Genomic DNA, 17,337 nt, shown 5'->3' with positions numbered 1-17,337 from the left:
GGCAATTTATCACTGTTATGGTGATGAGAATGCTTTTGGTTATAATGTGTTTGGTGGCTGGCGCTGTGGCGTGGGCGGAGGACTACCGCACATTTACGGATACGCAGGGCCGGACGATGGAGGCCAAAGTATTGTCGGTCAATGGAGACACCGTCACCATTGAGCGCAGTGATGGGCTGCGTTTTCAGCTCGGTCTGGACAAGCTCTCCGAGGGCGACAACGAATACATCGCCGCGTGGGTCAAGGAGATGAACGATCCCTACCGTGGCATTGATGAGCGCGTCCGCCCGGGGAATACTTTTGCTGTTTCTGCGCCGGAGCTGTCCGGCATGAATGGCGGCAACGCGCCGGAAATTGGCGTGCGCATTCCGGAAAATTATGACCCGACCAAGCCTTCGCCGTTGCTGATGTGGTATACCGGTGGTGGTGGTTCCTCGGACCCCAACAAGGCCAATGGCATTGTGGATTTTAAGGAATTCATCGTGCTGGCCATGCCGTATCCCAACAAGAAATTCCCGCGCATTGCGGTGAACGATGGCGACATCGACAAGCACTGGGAAATGCAGCAGCCGCTTTTACAAAAAGTCATCGAGCTGATCCCGAACATCGACCCCAACGTGCGCATCGTGGCGGGCACGAGCAGTGGTGCGCACAACATCGGCTCGGGGCTCGATCAAAAATGGGACGGCTTTTGCGATTACTTCAACGCCTTTGTGCTGCATGAGGGCGGCACCAGCCCGGATATGGAATTTCGCGGCGCCAGTCGCAAGCTGGTTCTCGTCGTTTACGGCGAGAAATCGAAGTCCCGCGAGTGGCAGGAGTATTTCAACGGCAAGATCGAGGAGGCACGCGCGAAGCTGACGATGATCCCCATCGAGAGCGAGGGGCATGGGCTCGGCGGCGAAGGCAAGAAGGCGATCGCCGGCTGGATCAAGGATGTGGCGATCCCCGAATTGAGCGACAGCTAATGGCTGCGCTGCCTTGCGTCATCTGGCCGACGAGCTCGTTGACCGTGTCCGGATATTATCCGATTGTAAGGCCCGGGTTATGCGCTGGTCAGCTCCAGCCGCCAGCGTCCATTGCGTTGCTCAATGTGAATCGGTGCATTGAAGGCGTCGCTGAGGCAGTCGTTGGTCAGGACGTCGATGGTTGGCCCTTGGCGCAGTGCGTGGCCGTCTTTGAGCACGAGGGTGTGCGAGAAACCCGGCACAATTTCCTCAACGTGGTGGGTGACGAGCACGATGTTGGGCGCGTAGTCTTCGCGCATGAGGCTGCTGACGCTGCTCAGGAATTGTTCGCGCATCACGGGGTCGAGCCCGGCGCAAGGTTCGTCGAGGATGAGCAGCACCGGCTGCGTCATCAGGGCGCGGGCAATGAATACCCGCTGCCGCTCGCCCTGGCTGAGGTGCATCCACGGGCGCTCGGCGAGGTGGACGGCGCCCATGCGCTGAAGGCATTCGCGGGCGAGCGTTTCGTTGGTCGTGTCGGCCTCCCGCGTCCAGTAGCCGAGCTGAGCGACGGGCCCGCTGAGCACGGTTTTTAAAGCGATTTCGTCGAGAGGCACTTGCTGTGAAATGCCGGAGCTGACGAGTCCAATACGCTGACGCAGCTTGGGCCAATTGCTTTTGCCGTAGGTCTGCCCGTCGACTTGGATCACGCCGCGGCTCGGGGTCAGGTAGGCGGTCAGCGCCTTGAGCAGCGAGGTTTTGCCTGAGCCGTTGGCTCCCAGAATCGCCCAGTGCTGCCCGCGCTCCACACGCCAATCGACGTCCTGCAAAATCGTGGTGTCGCCACGTTGGACGGTAAGGCTGCTGACGTTGATAAAGGCATCCGAGCAATTCATCGCGTCACGATGATTGCGGCGGCTGGCTTTGACAAGTATGCGTTACCACTGGGCGAGCGGGAGGGGGCGCAAATTCACCGATGGCACGCTGCCGGGCTGGAGGAGAATGCTAAGCGTTTCCCGGGCGTTGGCGGGGATGGTGGCGGTGAGCTCCAGCCGCTTGGCATTCGGGTTCTTTTCGTCGTAATCGTTCGGCGGCGTTTCTATGTCGACAACGGTCATCTGGACCTCGGCGGGAGAGAGCACTTTGAGCGTTAATTGCTCACCTTCCTGGCGAAGCGTCGCTTGGTGATCATTGTCGATTGAAACGTCGGCCCGGGTAATCATGGCCCAGCGAATTTGCACTTCGTGGGCCGGTGCCTGCAACTCATCCTGGATGAACACTGCCCCGCTTTGGTGCAGGCCGACGCCCCGCTGTGCCTGGGCAAGCTGGTCCGTGTAAGCGCTGCTCGTATCGAGGATCGTGTGAGGAAAATCGCCTTCGGACTCGTGCTTCGTGATGGGCGCGGAGCCGGTTACGGAGAGCAACTGGCCATCGACGGTGACAATGCTGTGGCTGTGGTTGTTCAGGCGGAAGACTTTCCAGCGATCTTCACCCCAGAGCTTCACGCCTTTGCTTTCGAGGCTGTGGTAGTCCTGCATGCCCAGATCGATGGCCCAGCGCACGCCGTCGGCCTCCATGACAAAGACGCCGGTATCCATGTGGCCATGCCCCGCGCTCCCCGATCCGCCTTTAATACCGATAAAGACCGCGCGCGGATCTTCCCAACTGCTGCGGTGCATACCGACGGGGACCTCGCCATTGCCGCTCCAGCTGAGTTTCTCTGGTGCAGGTGCCTCGCTCAACTGGCTCGCCCAGATGAGCGTCATGGGGAAAATGCGCATACTGGCACCATCCGGCTTGTGGTTTCCAGCAAGAAATTCCTGTAGCCTAGTGCGCTGAGTCCATAGCAAGGAAGCATCATCGCTTTGCTCAGCAAACCAGAACACCGGTGGGGCAACGCCACCGCGCGTGTTGCAATCGGCGTAGTTAAAATAGTCGCCACTCGGTCCGCTGGCGTGGAGGTAATACTCCGCCGAGTCAAGGAAGCCCGGCGTCGCCGCAAGGTCGAAATCCGTGCCGAGCACGGACTGCAGGGCATCGATTAGAAGCACGTTAAAGCTGGTGCCGTAGCTCCAGTACATCGGGCCTTCGGGGTAATTGCCATCCGGTGCATAGACCTCCATGCCGTGATGAATGTTGTCCAGTGCGCGCTGGATCATCTGCTCGGCCAGCGTAGGTTCCTCTTCATATATGACGAGTGCGCCTATGACCATGCCAGCGTGGCAAACCTGGTTCCAATTATTATGCCCGGTGATCCACCATTTGTTGCCCTCAAGCGATGACTGGAGACCCTTTTCGATGATCGCTTGCCGGATGATTTCGCGCGACTCCGGGCTGAGCGCGGCGTAGCACCAGTCGTAGCCGATGGCGAGCGCGGCAGTCATCTCCGCGGTGTCGAGGTAGTGTGATGGGTTCCAATCGGAAAAGGCCGCTACCGCGAGCATTTGTTCTTCGGCGCTTTGGGCATATTTCGGGTTGCCGGTGAGTTGATAAGCCAGGCCAAGGTAGCACATGCGGCGTAGGCACGTACGGGATACGTCCAGCAGACGCCGGCCTTCCACGATGCGCTCCAGTGGGGGCAGGTTGGTCATTTCATCGGCGAGCTCGATAATGTGGTCGCGCGTTTGACCAAGCAAAGGGTCGGCCTCGATATTGACGTTAATTTCCTCCAGCGTTTTGGCATTGAGGAACAGGCGCGGGTGCGCGGTGGGTGCATTCGCAAGTACGGAATTCACGGTTTCTCCTTGAGCGGGGGTGAGGTGGATCAGCAGCGCCAACAGGGCAGCGAGCAGGTTGGAAATTCTCATCGTTTACTATCACCGCCAATTACGCGCATTGCGTCAATTGGATTAGCTAGCCTCGTTCTCCAGGGGCTTGGGCTCTGTCCCCCTTTTCCGATAACTACTGGGGCTGCGGCCGGTTACCTCCTTAAACTGGCGGGAGAAAAAGTATTCGTTACAGTAACCAAGCTTGAGCGCGATCTGCTTGATAAGCAAGTCTGACTCTCGCAGGAGCAGGCAGGCTTTGTTAATGCGCGCGTAAACTTGATAGCTCTGCGGGCTACAGTGCATGATCTTTTTGAACACGCGGGAAAAGTAATCTGCGCTGTAGCCGCACTGCCGGGCAAGCTCGGCGGTGGTGATTTTGGCGGCCGGATCCTGTTGAATGCCCGTTGCGATGCGCGAGATGAGGCGGCGCTGATAGCGGTCGTGGCTGTCGGAGTTGTTGCCTTTGTTGCGCTGGGCCTGGGCCAGGATTTCCATCAGCAGGCCGCGGAAGAGGGTGTCGGCGGTCAGAATGGAAGGCTGGTCCGCCTTCACCCTGGGCGCGTAAATACTGATCGGCAGCGGGGCAAAGATCAGGTATTGGTAGTGGTCGTTGATGTACTGGAAATACGGATTCGAGCGTAGATTTTCGGCGTCGGGGGAGTCCTTGTAATCCACGTAGCATTGCCAATACAGCTCCACAATGTGGCGGGTAACGGTCTCGGCGAGGTCGGCCTCGACCAAGTCTATATGCACCGGCCAATCGGCGGGCAGCTCCTGCAGGGACTCGCCGTCTTTCTTTAAATTGAAGATGGCGAAGTTTGTGCCTATCGGACGGTCGTGGTCCTGGATGACCTGATACTCCACGCCGGGGCGAAACCAAAACAGCTCGCCCTGATGGATGTCATGCTGCTGGCCATTGGCGAGGATGCGGCAACTGCCACGCCAGAAGAACCATAGCTCCTGGTAGGAGAGTGTGCGGGGTGTTTTCCACGGCGTATTGTTGTCTACGCCACTGTGCCAATCCGAACGACCGACATGCTGCACATCGACTTCGATGCCCTGCAAAACCGGACCCTGGGGTTGGCTGGCGGCCATGGCTTAGCCGTTCTTGTTGCGCTTGATCGCGGCCGCAATGAAGGCGGCAAAGAGCGGGTGCGCGTGGTTGGGCTTGGACTTGAATTCCGGGTGGAACTGCACGCCCACCATCCACGGATGGTCGAAGACTTCAGCGATTTCCACCAGGTCGCGCTCGGGGTTGACGCCCGCAATGCGCAGACCGCAGCGCTCCAGGATTTCGCGGAAATCGTTGTTAAACTCGAAGCGGTGGCGGTGGCGTTCGTGGATGATGAAGTCGCCGCCGTCCTTGGGGGCGTCAAACACGTTGGCGTAGGCCGCCCAGGAATGGGTGTCAGGCGTCAGCTTGCACGGGTAGGCACCCAGGCGCATGGTGGCACCCTTGTCGGTCACGTTGACCTGGTCGGCCATGATGTTGATCACGGCGCTGTCGCAGGATGGGTCAAACTCCAGGCTGTTCGCCTTGGGGTAGCCGGCCACGTGGCGGGCATACTCGATCACGAGAATCTGCATGCCCAGGCACAGCCCAAAGTAGGGGATCATCTTTTCGCGAGCGTAGGCGGCGGCGGCGATTTTCCCTTCGATACCGCGATCACCAAAACCACCGGGGACGAGGATGCCGCCCAGGCCCTTGAGGTGTGCCTCGGCACCGTCTTCTTCGATGGCTTCGGAATCAATGCGGACAATGTTCACGCCGCAATCGTTGGAAACACCGGCATGGGTGAGGCTTTCGTAAACGCTCTTATATGCGTCCTGCAGCTCGATGTATTTGCCGACGACGCCGACGTCCACGCGGTTGGCGGGGAACTTCAGGCGGCGCACGACAGACATCCACTCGGCCATGTCGCTGTCGGGCGCATTGAGGCGCAGGTGGTCGACCACGAGGTCGTCCAGGCTTTCCTTGGCCAGGCAAATGGGCAGCTCGTAAATGGAGGTTTCGACGTCCATCTCTTCGATGACCGCCTTGACCGGGATGTTGCAAAACAGGCTCAGCTTTTGGCGGATATCCAGGCTGATCGGCTGCTCCGTGCGGCACACCAGGATGTCCGGCTGAATGCCGATCTCGCGCAGCTTGGCGACGGATTGCTGGCTGGGCTTGGTCTTCAGCTCACCCGCGGCTTTGAGGAACGGAATCAGCGTAACGTGGATAAACAGCACGTTGTCGCGGCCTAATTCGAGCGCAAACTGGCGCATGGCTTCCAGGAAGGGCAGACCCTCGATGTCGCCCACGGTGCCACCAATCTCGGTGATGAGCACGTCGACTCTTTCGTCGCCCTCGCCGGCACCGCCGTAGATGTGCTTCTTGATTTCGTCGGTGACGTGGGGGATCACCTGCACGGTCTTGCCGAGGAAGTCGCCACGGCGCTCCTTCTGGATGATCTCTTCGTAAATTTGGCCGGAGGTCAGGTTGTTATTGCTGGAAAGCGTGCCGCTGGTGAAGCGCTCGTAGTGGCCGAGGTCCAGGTCGGTCTCCGCGCCGTCGTCGAGCACATACACCTCACCATGTTGGAAGGGGCTCATCGTGCCGGGATCGACGTTCAGATACGGGTCGAACTTTTGCAGACGGCAGGTCAGCCCGCGCTGTTCGAGCAGCGCGCCCAGCGCGCCCGCGGTCAGCCCCTTACCCAGGGACGACACCACGCCGCCGGTGATGAAAATGTACTTCGTGTTGGAGGTTTCCGCTTGGTCAGCCATGAGACAAATTTCGTCGTCTAAAAATGAAAAACGGGCGGCGGAGACGACCGCTACCCGGGTCTCAATAAAAAGGCGGACGCATGCATCAGCGCAACCCGTTTTTGGCCCCATCCGCGAATTTTCTGCCCCAGCTTGCGCAAGCCGTTGATAAAGAGCGGGAAAATCCGGCGTTGATTTGGGTTGGGCGAGTCCTAAACTCCCACACCATGCCCGATATCGAGGAACTGGCCCAGGAACAAGCAGGCGACGACAAATCGCAATACATGCCATGGCTCAACGCCCTGTCCGAAGGCGCTTTCCTGCAGGGAGAGGCCCATTTGGGTGAGCGCGCCTTTATCCAGACGGCTCGCGCCTGCGCCACGCCAAAGCAATTTTCCCTGCTCGTGGAAGCCTTTGATGAGCACGCCAAGGAGCACCCCTACGCGCCCACGGGCTTCAATCTGCTCGCCGACCATGTGGACGATTCCCCCGACTCGCTGGAAGACTGGATCGCCGCGATTGAGTATTTTTACGACTGGCTCGCGCAGAACAATCGCAAGTCCCCGGGCCTGGCCCAGATGCTGGAATATCTCAGCTGTTGCGTCGAGGCCCAGAAAAGCCTCCCCCACAAAGAAGCGCTGATCCACGTGCTGACGGATATGCTGGATCAGTATGGATTTGAAGGCTGAAAGCTAAAGGTAGGGCGCAGTCCCGCTCAGCGGGACAAGCCGCCAGCATCCTGCTGGACCGATAGATTTGCCATGGCAAATGCCACTCAACTGTGGCGGCTTGTCTGGAGACTGCGCCCTACCTTTTTTAGTTTGATGGGCCATTTGCCCAATGGGCAAATCTATGGATGCAACGGCACGTTGCTATTTTGCAAAATACTGCGCGAAATGGTCCACGAGGTCCTTGGGCGGCTTGATGGGGCGGCCTTCGCGGGACATGAATGCGTGCCGCGATGTCCCGGTGACGAGCAGGTCCTCGCCGCGGCGGACCTCATAGCTGAAGTTTATCCGCAGGCTGGGCAGCTCGTCGAGGAACGCCGTCACCGTCACCCGGTCGTCGAAATAGGCAGGCTTTTTATAGCTGGCGGAGACGTCGAGCACCGGCAGCAGGTAGCCGCGGGACTCGATCTCGCGGTAGGACAGGCCGATGCCTTCGAGCATTTCCACCCGGCTCAGCTCGAACCACACAAAGTAATTCGAGTGGTAAACAATGCCCATGCCGTCGGTCTCGGCGTAGCGCACGCGAATATTGCTCGTCCATGAGATCACGCGAGGCAGGATGGACGGCTGTGGCCGTTTGCCAAGCATTTTGACTTGGCGCGGGCAACTTCCGGCGCGAACATGTTGGTTTTGCTTCATGAGTAGCGGTTCAAAACTTCCCGGCTTCGTGCGCTGGCCCCTGCGGTTCCTCGCCATCTTTTTCAGCATCGTGCTGTTTCTGGCGGTGACGGGGGCGGTGGTGTTTATCATCGTCGGCGCGCTGACCAACCCCGATAAGGCCATCCTCGACCGCATGCTGCACGGCTTCCGCCTCGGAGCGGAGCTGGCCGCCAAGGTCTGGGCACCGGCCATCAGCTTTGTCCTTTGCGTGATGTGGGCGCACCGTGAGCACGAAAAGCGCAAGGAGGCGCAACCCGGCAATGAAGTTTAAGCAGCGACTCATTATTTTTGCCTTTGGCGCGCTGATGGGGGCCGTGATGGTCTCGATTATCAAGGCTAAGCGCGCCCGTGAACACGATGCGCCGGACCCCGCCATCGAGGCCCCGATGACCGATACGGAAATCCAGCGCGAGGCAGTGCCCGGAATTTTACAGGCCTACGCCGAGCGTCTCGTGCCGATGGAGTCCGACTTCATCAAGGCGACGAAGCTCTACGAACATCCGGCGGAGAGAACTTACTGCCGCGTGCTCATTCTCGAAGGCGAGCTGCCCGAGCAACTATTGCGCATCGAGGAAACGATCGTCAAAAAGCCGCGCGGCCCGATGGTCGACAGCGTCCGCGTCATGGCGGCAGACAAGTTGGTCGTAACGGTGGAGCCCGGCACCGCCAGCAATGAACTCGCCGACGCGATTCGCCCCTTCGGCTACCGCATTCGCGAGCGGGCAGACGCTCCCGATGCCTACATCGTAACCCTCGGTGCCAAGGCCCCCGAGACGGTCCCCGACGCCATGGAGCAAGTCAGCGCGGTCGAGAACGTGGTCAGCGCGCAGCCTTTGTATTTGGATGAGGTCATCGCGTCTGAATAAAAAAGAGGTAGCGCGGAGCGTCTCCGCTCCGCAAGCGGTGCCCGAACGCAACATCAGTTCGTTAAAAGCGGTTTAGCGCAAGGTGCGTTACGCGAACCTATCGATCCATTGCACCAATCCTTGCGGAGCGGAGACGCTCCGCGCTACCTTCTTTAGTCAGTTTGCAACCGACCTACGACAAAAAACCGGACGCCTCACGACGCCCGGTTGAAAACTTTTTCCTTTAATTTTTAATCTTTAATCTTCGTTCGAGTTAAAACTCGAACGAGCACGCATCGAGGCGGTTCTTGATTTCGTCGACGGTCTTTTGCTCAGCTTCCTTGCCCTTGGCGGCGAAGGTTACGGAGAAGCGGACGAAGGTGCCAGCGTCGTCCCACGGCACGGTGCTGATGAGCAGCTCGCGGATCAGGAATTGTGAGAAGTCTTCGGCGGTCTTGAATTCGACCTTCTTGCCCTCTGGCGTTTCGGCGCTTTGCGGAATGGCGGTGTAGAGGAAGAAGCTGCCCTTGGGCTTTTTCACGCTGAAGCCGGCCTCGGTCAGTGTCTTGACCAGCATGTCCATGCGGCGCGAATACTTGGCAGCGATTTCTTCAGTGATCTGTGGGTTGTCGAGTGCGGTCGCGGCGGCCTTTTGGATCGCCAGGAACTGGCCGGAGTCGCTGTTGTCCTTCACGTCGGAGTAGGCCTTGACCATGAGCGGGTTGCCGCAGACCCAGCCGATGCGCCAGCCGGTCATGTTGTAGCTCTTGGAGAGGGAGTGCAGCTCGATGGCCACATCCTTACCGCCGGGAACCTGCAGGATCGACATCGGCTTGACGCCCTCGAACACCAAGGCAGCGTAGGCGGCGTCTTGCAACACGACGATATTGTTGGCCTTGGCAAAGGCGATGACCTCCTCGAAAAACGCCACCGTGGCCGAAGCGCCGGTCGGGTTGTTCGGGTAATTGATCACGAGGACCTTGGCCTTCTCCAGAACGTCCGCGGGGATGCTCTTCAGGTCGGGCAGGAAGTTGTTCTCGGCGGTCAGCGGGAGGTTGTGCACCTTGCCACCGTAATACTTGGCATGCGTGCCAAACACCGGGTAGCCCGGTGTGGTCATCAGCACGTAGTCGCCCGGGTTGATGAAGCATGCTGGGATCAGCGACAGTGCGGTCTTGGAGCCGATGGAGTGGCAAACTTCGGTCGCCGCATCGATTTCGACGCCGTAAACCTTCTTCATGTGGCGGGCGACGGCTTGCTTGAAGTCTGCACCACCGTTGTCAGCGTAGCCGCGGTTCTCGGGCTTGCCGGCTTCGGTTATGAGGGCGGAAACGACTTCGGGGAAAGCCATTTCGTCGGGCTCGCCAACGCCCATGTCGATCAGCTCGACGTCGGGCTTTTCCTTCTTGGCGGCTTGCTTGGCGCGCTTGATCTTCTCGAACTTATAGATGGCGTCGTCCTTGCCGTATTGGGCACCGCCGATGCGTTCTGCGAAAAGTTGCTGGATGTAGGGATCTTCAGACATGGTATTACGAAAAGCGAATTACGAAAGCCGCCAACCCGCCCGCGGGCAAGACTATTCGGGCAATGTGGCTGGGTCTAATCAATCAGCTTTGGTAGCGCGGAGCGTCTCGCTCCGCAAGCTGTGGCAATATACTGATTCAGTTCGTGAAAGGCTCAATGGCGTAATCAGGATTAGCGAACTGATTGAATTGTTCCCTCAATCCTTGCGGACCGAGACGGTCCGCGCTACCTTCCGATCCAACTCAAGGCACCCGCTCCACACGATATTTCGCGCCGCTGGCGTCCTGATAATAATCGCCATCCAGCTTCGTCAGCACGAGTTCGCCGTTCCCCGTTTTCGGTTTCGCGAACGCAGGCGCGACCGGCACTTCGGCCACTGGCTTCGCCAGCTTCATCAGCACGGGGATGACGAGCGTCACCAGGACCACAATGATCGACACGACGATCATGACGCGGTAGTAGCCCTCGTTGTCGACCTCTCCCCAGAAGGCGGCAATGATCATCGCCGCGAGGCCTGCGATGCAGCCGCCTGCCACCGGTTGCACCCAGTCGTGACCTTCATCCAGCCGGGGCAGTTGCAAGAGCAGCGCGTGCGCGAAGCCTAGCCCGAGCACGATCATGGTCAGCGTAGCCTTCCAGAAATACTCACTATCGATCTCTGCCCACATGCCCGCGAGCAGCAGTGCCTCACCCACGAAGCAAATGCCCAACCCCGTCCAGCCGAGCGCGACGGGGCTGCGCTTTTCAATAAACGCCGCGCAGGACATCGCACAGATGCTCGCCGCGGAGATGGAAAACGTCGTCGCCATCACCTTGAGCTGCAGCTCCCCGAAGTCCCCCATCAGCACCGACACAATGCCGGTCAATGCGGTTAGGATCAGAAAGCCGATAAAGGTTTTGAGCAACAGGCTGCGGGCTTGGTGAGTGGTCATTTGGATAGTCGTGATGCGAGATGATTTATATGCTCAGGCCCCAATTTAAGCAATGCAAACAGCTTCGCATGAACTTGTTCGGCTTTAACAGTTCTTACCCTATTATGCTGAATCTCTTCCAATCGGTGTTCGATTGTTTGACGCCACTCTTGGCATGGCCTGGCGTGGTCATCGTCCATAGATATAACCGTGCATTGGTCTTAATGATTAGTCAATTGCCGGAATGTTCCCCAAAGTTACCTTCGGCCAGGAAGCGGTGGGTCAGCTCCAGGGTTTTCGGGTGGTTCATGATCAGGTAGTGGTTGGAGGGGACGATGGCGAAGTCCCGCATGCCGTCGAGGCGCGCGCTTTCCACCGAGACCTTGCCGTCGTGCGGGCCGTTAAACATCCACGCGAACCACGGGTCCAGCGACTTGCAGCCGGCGATGACGCCGGCCTCGTAGTTGGCCGGGCCGATGCGGTTGGGCAGGGAGCTGGCGTCGGTGACGAGTTGCTGGCCGGCTTTGCCAAAGCGTGAGCGAAACAGCGGCACCTTCTTCAGCCAGTCGGCGACTTCGCTGCCGTGGTTGGGCGGGGCGATGTGGACGACGCGATGCAGATTATCTGGCTGGTGGTGCTTCAAATACTGACGCGCCATGATCCCGCCCATCGAAAAGGTGACAAAGTGCAACGGCTGGTCGGCGTCGATCCCAGCGCCAGCGATCGCGGGTGCGAGCTCATCATCGACGAGGGCTTCGATCGTGTTGCGCGTGCTCGGGTAATCGATCAACAGCACGCGGCGTTTGGGCGCGGCAAGGGTGTTGATCATCTTATCAAGATGCCGGAACTTCGGGCCAATGCCATCGAGCAGCACGACGGTTTCACCGCCATCGCGTATGCCGTATTCGTGGACTTGGGTTTTGCTGGGTGACCACATGGGAATAGTAAATTGGTGTGTTTATATACCTTGTGCTTGAGCTGGAGGGCGATGCTTTGTCATCGCCGCCACGTTGGTTGGAGCATGCTACGGCGATGACGAAGCATCGCCCTCCAGTTTAACTTGGGCTAATGTCGCGCGCTCTCGCCTACGCCTCTTCCGCGAGCTTCTTCAACCCCTTGAGGTCGAGCTTGCCTGTCGGGAGCATGGGGATGACCTCGACTTTGCGAACGATTTTGGGCGTCCAGAGGTTGGCGAGGCCGGCGTCTTTGGCTTTGTCGCGCACGGTGGCCTCGTCGATGTCGAGCGTGGTAAAGAGCACCAGCGCTTCACCCTTGGCGTCGTCGTTCCGGGCGGAAACGGCCATTTGCGGCGTCTCGCTTTCGGCGACGTCGAACGCCTTGGCGAGCGTGGTTTCCACGGTGCCGTGGGGGACCATTTCACCGCCAATTTTGGAGAACCGGCTCAGGCGGCCCTCGATGTAAAGGAAGCCATCTGAGTCGCAACGCGCGAGGTCGCCCGTGCGGAACCAGCCCTCGTCATCGATCACGTCCTTGGTGCGCTCGGGGTCGCCGAGGTAGCCGTCAAAAATATTCACGCCGCGCAAACAGAGAATGCCGACTTGGTCGATGGGCAGTTCCTGTCCACTGTCCGGGCATTCGATGCGCGCGGCCATGCCCTTGAAGAGCTTGCCCACGGAGCCACGGCGCTTGCGAATAGTGGCCGGTGCCTGACCGTCGCTGGGGACGTCGGGCACGTTGCAAGAGACGACGGGTGTCGTTTCCGTGAGGCCGTAGCCCTCCAGGTAATGCGAGCCCGGGAAGCGTTCTTCCCACGCGTCGTGGAAACCGGCAGGTGTCTTTTCCGCGCCAGCGACCACGATCTTCAGCGTCTTGAGCTTCTCGGGTTCGACGCGTTTCAGATACGGGCGGAAGAAGGTCGGTGTCCCCAGCAGAATGGTGCACTGCTCTTGCTCGATCGCGTCGGCGGCTTTCTTGAAGTCGAGCGGGGAGGGCGTGGCGACGACTTTTACGCCGACGCCGAGCGCGGTCCAGATTTGCACCGTGAAACCAAAACTGTGGAAAATGGGCAAGTTCGCCATGAGCGTTTCGCCTTTGGGCAGCACGCCGCATTCGGTGACCTGTAGGGCGTTGCCGATGATGTTGCGGTGCGTTAGGACGACGCCCTTCGGATCGCCATCGCTGCCACTGGTGAAGAGCAGCGCGGCCTCGGCATTGTCGCCGCGCTCGGGCACGTCGAAACGGCGGCGCGCGGCCTTGGAGCCGGTCAGCTTGAGGCCGATCAGGGTCTTGATAATTTTCCACTTCGGCAGCGCTTCGAGCATCTCCTTGACGTCGAGCGTGTGCTCCGGCCAGGGGAAGCCCGGCATCCGGCCATCGATCTGCGTGCGCACGGCGGCGGCCGAAATAACGGTCCGTAGCTCGGCCTTTTCGAAACAACGCTCTAGCGCCGCCTTGCCGAGGGTGAAGTTTAGATTGACCGGCGTCTTGCCGGCCAGCGACACGGCCAGGTTCGCAATGATGCCGCCCAGGCCGGGGGGCAGGACGATGCCCACGCGCTTTTCCGGGCAGTGCTCGCGGATCGATTGGGACAGGTTCAGCGCGACAGCGCACAGCACGCCGGCCTTCATTTCCTTGCGCCCCATGGCGTGGTCGACGACGGCGATGTCGTCCAGGCGCTCGCTGAGGCGGTCGATGACCCACCCGCCCAAATGGCCGGTCAGTTCGGGCTTTTCCTGGAAGGCGTCGGCCCCGTGATCGAGGACGGTTTGGCGAGCTTCGGCAGCAGACATGTCGGTAGAGATGGGATTGCCGACGACGATGCGAATCTGCGGTCGTCCCCGGCGCGGCAGCTTCCAGAAGAAGCGGCCACCCTCAAAACTGAAAATGGAGCCCCACAATCCGTCAAGGTAAACCGGCAGCACGGGGGCATTTGCCTTGCGGGCGATCAGGCGGAAACCGTCCTGAAACGGTGCCACGAGGCCATCGCGCGTCAGGTGGCCTTCGGGGAAAATCACCACCGCCTCGCCCTCATCGAGCTTTTCCACGGCGGTGCGGATCGCTGCCCGCGCCTTGGTCGGGCTAACGGGCACCACACCGGCCAGGCGGAGCATCGGGCCGAGTATCGGCTTGGTTTGCAGCGTGTCATTGCTCAAAAAGCGCAGCTTGCGCGGCAGGCAGACGCCCAGCACGACGGCGTCCATGTAGGAAACGTGGTTGCTGATGACGAGCACCTTGCCCTCGCGCGGCATGTTTTCCAGCCCCTCGATGTTGACGCGGTAGCGCAGCTTGACCAGGAGCCACATCGGCCAGTAGGCGAGGCCCTGTGCAAACGTCAGCTCCAGCGCCTTGCGGTGACGTCGCATGCGGAAGATGCCGTAAACCGCACCGCTAAAGGCCAGCCCCAGCAGCATGAGCCCGATGCCAGTCGTCGACCCGAACCGCAGCCCAAACCACAGCGCAAACACCGCGACCAGCGAGATGATCAGAAATTGATAGGCAGAGTTGTGTTTTTCAGAGGTGTCCATGCCCGCTATAGATGCGCGGGCCGTGCCAAGTGGACTTTCGGGCGACTCGCTTTGTTGGTAAGTCGTTGCTAATTAGTAAAATAGCAAATTAATCGAAGTATGCCTGATTGTGTCGAATCGGTGCGCCTCAGGGCAACGAATGCACTTGCTGTTCATTTAATGCACAGCGAGCATGCAAAAGGTAGCGCGGACCGTCTCGGTCCGCAAGGATTGGCGACTAGTACCCATCGGTTCGTGAATAACGGGTTGCGCCATGGCACCATTTCACGAACTGATACCGCTCTCGGGCCCAGCTTGCGGCGCGGAGACGCGCCGCGCTACCTTGCATTACACTGCAATGCCGCCCCGACAGTGACCCAGAATCCAGCACTATGTTGCCCTGAATCCAGCCGTGTTTCGATGCAACATCCACGACAGTGTTGGACTTTACGTCCATGGACGTAGCCCATCTACGTCCCGGGACGTAACTCGCCTTCGCTCATGGGCGTAAGCCCTTTACGCCCGTGGCCGTAGGGAGCATCACAGCCGGTGGCAATGGAGCAACACACGCCTGGATTCAGGACCACAAGCGCCCGGCTTTGACGCTGCATCCGTGCTTCACTTTGGCTATGGTGTCTCGGATCTAGCAAAAATCACCCGATATTCGGCCAAGTCCAACGCGCGCTTCCGAATGCGGCGCATGAATTCGAGCTTCGAGAGAACCTCACCTTCCCGCCCGATCTTTAATCGCAGATCTGGGTCGGCGAAGAAAAACTGCCGGTCCGTTTCGTAAGCCAATTCCCACGCCTTTTGCGAAATTTCCAGACGTCGCGCATCCGCATATTCGAGTGAAGCGACTAGTTCTTGGTAGGTTGCTTCCATCTGCGCCCACCAATCGGTGGATGCTTCGCCAATGCTAATTTCCATCACGTAATTTCCTTCGAGGAAATCCAACTTGCCGGCGTATTTTTGATCGAGTCGATGAGGCGATTTGTCGCCTTCACCTTCAACAAAATATTGGGCGTGGGCGAAGTTGGTGATGCAAACTAGCAGGATGAGGATTTGGTGGCGCGTCATACTTTTTTCAGCTCCATTTTGTAATTGATCAAATCGACGCCGCGTATGTTCACATTGTTTTCGTAAAGGACTCGAAAGCCCTGCTTCTCAAAAACGGGCTTCGCGCAAATGGAGGCCTCGACATGCAGGCGGTCGAGTCCGCGGGCAAAGGCCGTGGCGACCGCATGCTGGATGAGAGCCGTTCCCACGCCACTGCGCGCGGCCTTCGGGTGGACGTAGCAGCAATCGATATGACCATCGGGCTCCAGCTCCAGAAAGCCGACTACTTCTCCGTCGCGCTCATAAATAAATGGCTGTTTCTGCTCACAGCGTTGCCGCCAATGATCGGGGTTGGGCTTCGTTTCCGACCACGCGTGGCATTGTTCGGGGGTGTAAACCGCGCACGCTATCTCGTGCACGGCCCGCGGGAAAATCTCCGCAATGGCAAGGTAGTCGTCGGGCTGGTAAGGGCGAATCATGGGGGGAGATTTATTCGATTTACTATGCTGAGTGCATTTCCGCTATAAGAAATCCTAGGATCCTAGTGAGATTTACTTCAACTTTATCTACGTGCCCTGAAGTTAACGGTTGGCCATCATAGCTGCTTAGACTTTGAAAACCGACTTTTCGTCCCTGCTCATCCTTTTCTATGACTACGTCTTGAAATCTTTTAGATTGATCCATGTGGGCAACATATCCGCTGCGCCATTCTAATACTAACTTATGAATTTCTTTTTCACTATCCGTGAATCCTATTCGTTCGACATCAAGCTTATGTTTCCACCCTCTATCATGTTCGTAAGCTCGATCAGATCCTAGAAAAGGCTTTGAGTAATAAACGGCGATGAGTTCTAAAAGTGAGTCTTTGACATCAGCACGATCAATGCTTCTGTGCTGAGCAATTATTGTTAAGGTTTTCTCAACTACTTTTCTTGCATCTAAAACAAACCCCAAATCGAATTCTTCTTTTTCCATATGCAATTAGTATATTGGACTATTTGATTTGGCCACCTGCTTATAATTCTGCAGGTAGGTCACGTTGCTGTGGGTCCAGGGCTCGGGGGTGACTTCGAGCCAGTCCTGGCAGCGCTCCCGGAGTTGTGCGGGCTCTACCCAGATTTGCGCTTCGAGGTAGCGATACCAGTTGAGGCGTTGGTGCATTTGCTCCAGGTGGGCGGCGATGCCGAGGGAGTGATAGCCGGCGCAGAGCTCTTCGTAGGTGAGGAGCTTGCCGAAGTAGGGATACTTTTCGGCGGTGTAATCGCTGGGTAGTTGGTAGCCGAAGTGTTGTTTGGCCGGGATTTGGTTCAGGGTGACCAGGTGAAAGTGATCCGGGCACATAAAGGTCAGCTCGCCGTCGGCGAAGTGCTCGATCGGGATATGGATTTTATACGGATCGCGATACAGGCCACCTACGACGTCCGCATCGCCCAGGACCGCGTAAAAAGGGCGTCGCGGTGCGGGGCGTTGAAACCGCTCGGTGTAGAGCTCCATCGTCAGGTCGTCGGCGAGGCGGCGATAATCAAAGAACGCCTTACCTTCGGCGAAGCGGTTAAATCCGGTTGGGGCATGACGCTCCTGCTCGATGATTCGTTGGGTGTCGGCCTCGTCCAGGTCGCAAATGCTGAGCAGCGGTCCCTTGTCGTGCTCGAAGTAATGACTGATGTGGCGCGGGAGACTCATGGC

17 protein-coding genes are annotated in these 17,337 nt (G+C 58.6%); 4 read left to right on the top strand and 13 right to left on the bottom strand.

Annotated features, from left to right (window positions below):
• Positions 1 to 29: 29 nt before the first annotated feature.
• Positions 30 to 968: a hypothetical protein gene (locus tag O3S85_RS20175; protein ID WP_269542963.1), complete on the top strand. Its 939-nt coding sequence runs from the start codon at positions 30 to 32 to the stop codon at positions 966 to 968.
• Positions 969 to 1,045: 77 nt separating this feature from the next.
• Here O3S85_RS20175 and O3S85_RS20170 read toward each other — a convergent pair whose 3' ends face one another.
• The 4 genes from O3S85_RS20170 to pyrG are packed head-to-tail and all read right to left on the bottom strand — an operon-like array spanning position 1,046 to position 6,484.
• The gene (locus O3S85_RS20170) at positions 1,046 to 1,843 is read right to left on the bottom strand and encodes an ABC transporter ATP-binding protein (RefSeq protein ID WP_269542962.1); all 798 of its coding nucleotides are present in this window, start codon (positions 1,841 to 1,843) and stop codon (positions 1,046 to 1,048) included.
• Positions 1,844 to 1,885: 42 nt separating this feature from the next.
• Positions 1,886 to 3,754: a heparinase II/III domain-containing protein gene (locus O3S85_RS20165; protein ID WP_269542960.1), complete on the bottom strand. Its 1,869-nt coding sequence runs from the start codon at positions 3,752 to 3,754 to the stop codon at positions 1,886 to 1,888.
• A 42-nt stretch (positions 3,755 to 3,796) separates the two neighbouring features.
• On the bottom strand, positions 3,797 to 4,810 hold the full coding sequence (locus tag O3S85_RS20160) for an AraC family transcriptional regulator (RefSeq protein ID WP_269542959.1): 1,014 nt from the start codon (positions 4,808 to 4,810) through the stop codon (positions 3,797 to 3,799).
• Between the two features lie 3 nt (positions 4,811 to 4,813).
• On the bottom strand, positions 4,814 to 6,484 hold the full coding sequence (gene pyrG, locus O3S85_RS20155) for a CTP synthase (protein WP_269542958.1): 1,671 nt from the start codon (positions 6,482 to 6,484) through the stop codon (positions 4,814 to 4,816).
• 206 nt (positions 6,485 to 6,690) lie between these two features.
• Here pyrG and O3S85_RS20150 point away from each other — a divergent pair, with 206 nt between their 5' ends.
• Positions 6,691 to 7,152 (top strand): hypothetical protein, encoded by a 462-nt coding sequence (locus tag O3S85_RS20150; protein WP_269542957.1) that lies wholly within the window; start codon positions 6,691 to 6,693, stop codon positions 7,150 to 7,152.
• A gap of 183 nt (positions 7,153 to 7,335) precedes the next feature.
• Here the strand turns inward: O3S85_RS20150 and O3S85_RS20145 are convergent, their stop codons facing one another.
• Complete coding sequence (locus O3S85_RS20145; protein ID WP_269542956.1) at positions 7,336 to 7,830, bottom strand: acyl-CoA thioesterase; 495 nt, start codon at positions 7,828 to 7,830, stop codon at positions 7,336 to 7,338.
• On the opposite strand from O3S85_RS20145, the gene O3S85_RS20140 reads away from it, so the two are divergent.
• Both O3S85_RS20140 and O3S85_RS20135 read left to right on the top strand, forming a co-directional pair.
• A complete protein-coding gene (locus O3S85_RS20140; RefSeq protein WP_269542955.1) occupies positions 7,829 to 8,122 on the top strand; it encodes a hypothetical protein in 294 nt (97 codons plus the stop codon). The genes O3S85_RS20145 and O3S85_RS20140 overlap by 2 nt on opposite strands.
• Entirely contained in the window at positions 8,112 to 8,717 is a 606-nt protein-coding gene (locus tag O3S85_RS20135; RefSeq protein ID WP_269542954.1) for a hypothetical protein, read from the top strand. Before O3S85_RS20140 ends, O3S85_RS20135 begins: the two co-directional genes overlap by 11 nt.
• A 253-nt stretch (positions 8,718 to 8,970) precedes the next feature.
• Here the strand turns inward: O3S85_RS20135 and O3S85_RS20130 are convergent, their stop codons facing one another.
• The 8 genes from O3S85_RS20130 to O3S85_RS20095 form a co-directional block, all read right to left on the bottom strand.
• Complete coding sequence (locus O3S85_RS20130; protein ID WP_269542953.1) at positions 8,971 to 10,221, bottom strand: LL-diaminopimelate aminotransferase; 1,251 nt, start codon at positions 10,219 to 10,221, stop codon at positions 8,971 to 8,973.
• Between the two features lie 241 nt (positions 10,222 to 10,462).
• Positions 10,463 to 11,152, bottom strand: a complete 690-nt coding sequence (locus O3S85_RS20125) for a hypothetical protein (protein ID WP_269542952.1) — start codon at positions 11,150 to 11,152, stop codon at positions 10,463 to 10,465.
• A gap of 211 nt (positions 11,153 to 11,363) precedes the next feature.
• Positions 11,364 to 12,068, bottom strand: coding sequence for an esterase/lipase family protein (locus tag O3S85_RS20120; RefSeq protein ID WP_269542951.1), 705 nt, complete (start codon positions 12,066 to 12,068; stop codon positions 11,364 to 11,366).
• A 148-nt stretch (positions 12,069 to 12,216) separates the two neighbouring features.
• Positions 12,217 to 14,616 (bottom strand): AMP-binding protein, encoded by a 2,400-nt coding sequence (locus O3S85_RS20115; protein WP_269542950.1) that lies wholly within the window; start codon positions 14,614 to 14,616, stop codon positions 12,217 to 12,219.
• A gap of 606 nt (positions 14,617 to 15,222) precedes the next feature.
• Positions 15,223 to 15,672 carry a hypothetical protein gene (locus O3S85_RS20110; protein WP_269542949.1) on the bottom strand — a complete coding sequence of 150 codons (450 nt, stop codon included), beginning with the start codon at positions 15,670 to 15,672 and terminating at the stop codon, positions 15,223 to 15,225.
• Complete coding sequence (locus O3S85_RS20105; RefSeq protein WP_269542947.1) at positions 15,669 to 16,130, bottom strand: GNAT family N-acetyltransferase; 462 nt, start codon at positions 16,128 to 16,130, stop codon at positions 15,669 to 15,671. Before O3S85_RS20105 ends, O3S85_RS20110 begins: the two co-directional genes overlap by 4 nt.
• 22 nt (positions 16,131 to 16,152) lie before the next feature.
• Positions 16,153 to 16,626, bottom strand: a complete 474-nt coding sequence (locus O3S85_RS20100; protein WP_269542946.1) for a hypothetical protein — start codon at positions 16,624 to 16,626, stop codon at positions 16,153 to 16,155.
• 6 nt (positions 16,627 to 16,632) lie between these two features.
• A complete protein-coding gene (locus O3S85_RS20095) occupies positions 16,633 to 17,334 on the bottom strand; it encodes a hypothetical protein (protein WP_269542945.1) in 702 nt (233 codons plus the stop codon).
• Positions 17,335 to 17,337 lie beyond the last annotated feature (3 nt).

The sequence above is a fragment of the Cerasicoccus sp. TK19100 genome (genome assembly GCF_027257155.1).
GTDB classification, from domain to species: domain Bacteria; phylum Verrucomicrobiota; class Verrucomicrobiia; order Opitutales; family Cerasicoccaceae; genus Cerasicoccus; species Cerasicoccus fimbriatus.
Note: the sequence above shows the minus strand (reverse complement) of the source record. Positions and strands in the feature narration are given on the sequence as shown.

Excerpts from the sequence above, each read along its gene's own strand:
- O3S85_RS20175 (WP_269542963.1), top strand. The coding sequence starts at position 30 with ATGCTTTTGGTTATAATGTGTTTGGTGGCTGGCGCTGTGGCGTGGGCG.
- O3S85_RS20170 (WP_269542962.1), bottom strand. The coding sequence starts at position 1,843 with ATGAATTGCTCGGATGCCTTTATCAACGTCAGCAGCCTTACCGTCCAA.
- O3S85_RS20165 (WP_269542960.1), bottom strand. The coding sequence starts at position 3,754 with ATGAGAATTTCCAACCTGCTCGCTGCCCTGTTGGCGCTGCTGATCCAC.
- O3S85_RS20160 (WP_269542959.1), bottom strand. The coding sequence starts at position 4,810 with ATGGCCGCCAGCCAACCCCAGGGTCCGGTTTTGCAGGGCATCGAAGTC.
- pyrG (WP_269542958.1), bottom strand. The coding sequence starts at position 6,484 with ATGGCTGACCAAGCGGAAACCTCCAACACGAAGTACATTTTCATCACC.
- O3S85_RS20150 (WP_269542957.1), top strand. The coding sequence starts at position 6,691 with ATGCCCGATATCGAGGAACTGGCCCAGGAACAAGCAGGCGACGACAAA.
- O3S85_RS20140 (WP_269542955.1), top strand. The coding sequence starts at position 7,829 with ATGAGTAGCGGTTCAAAACTTCCCGGCTTCGTGCGCTGGCCCCTGCGG.
- O3S85_RS20145 (WP_269542956.1), bottom strand. The coding sequence starts at position 7,830 with ATGAAGCAAAACCAACATGTTCGCGCCGGAAGTTGCCCGCGCCAAGTC.
- O3S85_RS20135 (WP_269542954.1), top strand. The coding sequence starts at position 8,112 with ATGAAGTTTAAGCAGCGACTCATTATTTTTGCCTTTGGCGCGCTGATG.
- O3S85_RS20130 (WP_269542953.1), bottom strand. The coding sequence starts at position 10,221 with ATGTCTGAAGATCCCTACATCCAGCAACTTTTCGCAGAACGCATCGGC.
- O3S85_RS20125 (WP_269542952.1), bottom strand. The coding sequence starts at position 11,152 with ATGACCACTCACCAAGCCCGCAGCCTGTTGCTCAAAACCTTTATCGGC.
- O3S85_RS20120 (WP_269542951.1), bottom strand. The coding sequence starts at position 12,068 with ATGTGGTCACCCAGCAAAACCCAAGTCCACGAATACGGCATACGCGAT.
- O3S85_RS20115 (WP_269542950.1), bottom strand. The coding sequence starts at position 14,616 with ATGGACACCTCTGAAAAACACAACTCTGCCTATCAATTTCTGATCATC.
- O3S85_RS20110 (WP_269542949.1), bottom strand. The coding sequence starts at position 15,672 with ATGACGCGCCACCAAATCCTCATCCTGCTAGTTTGCATCACCAACTTC.
- O3S85_RS20105 (WP_269542947.1), bottom strand. The coding sequence starts at position 16,130 with ATGATTCGCCCTTACCAGCCCGACGACTACCTTGCCATTGCGGAGATT.
- O3S85_RS20100 (WP_269542946.1), bottom strand. The coding sequence starts at position 16,626 with ATGGAAAAAGAAGAATTCGATTTGGGGTTTGTTTTAGATGCAAGAAAA.
- O3S85_RS20095 (WP_269542945.1), bottom strand. The coding sequence starts at position 17,334 with ATGAGTCTCCCGCGCCACATCAGTCATTACTTCGAGCACGACAAGGGA.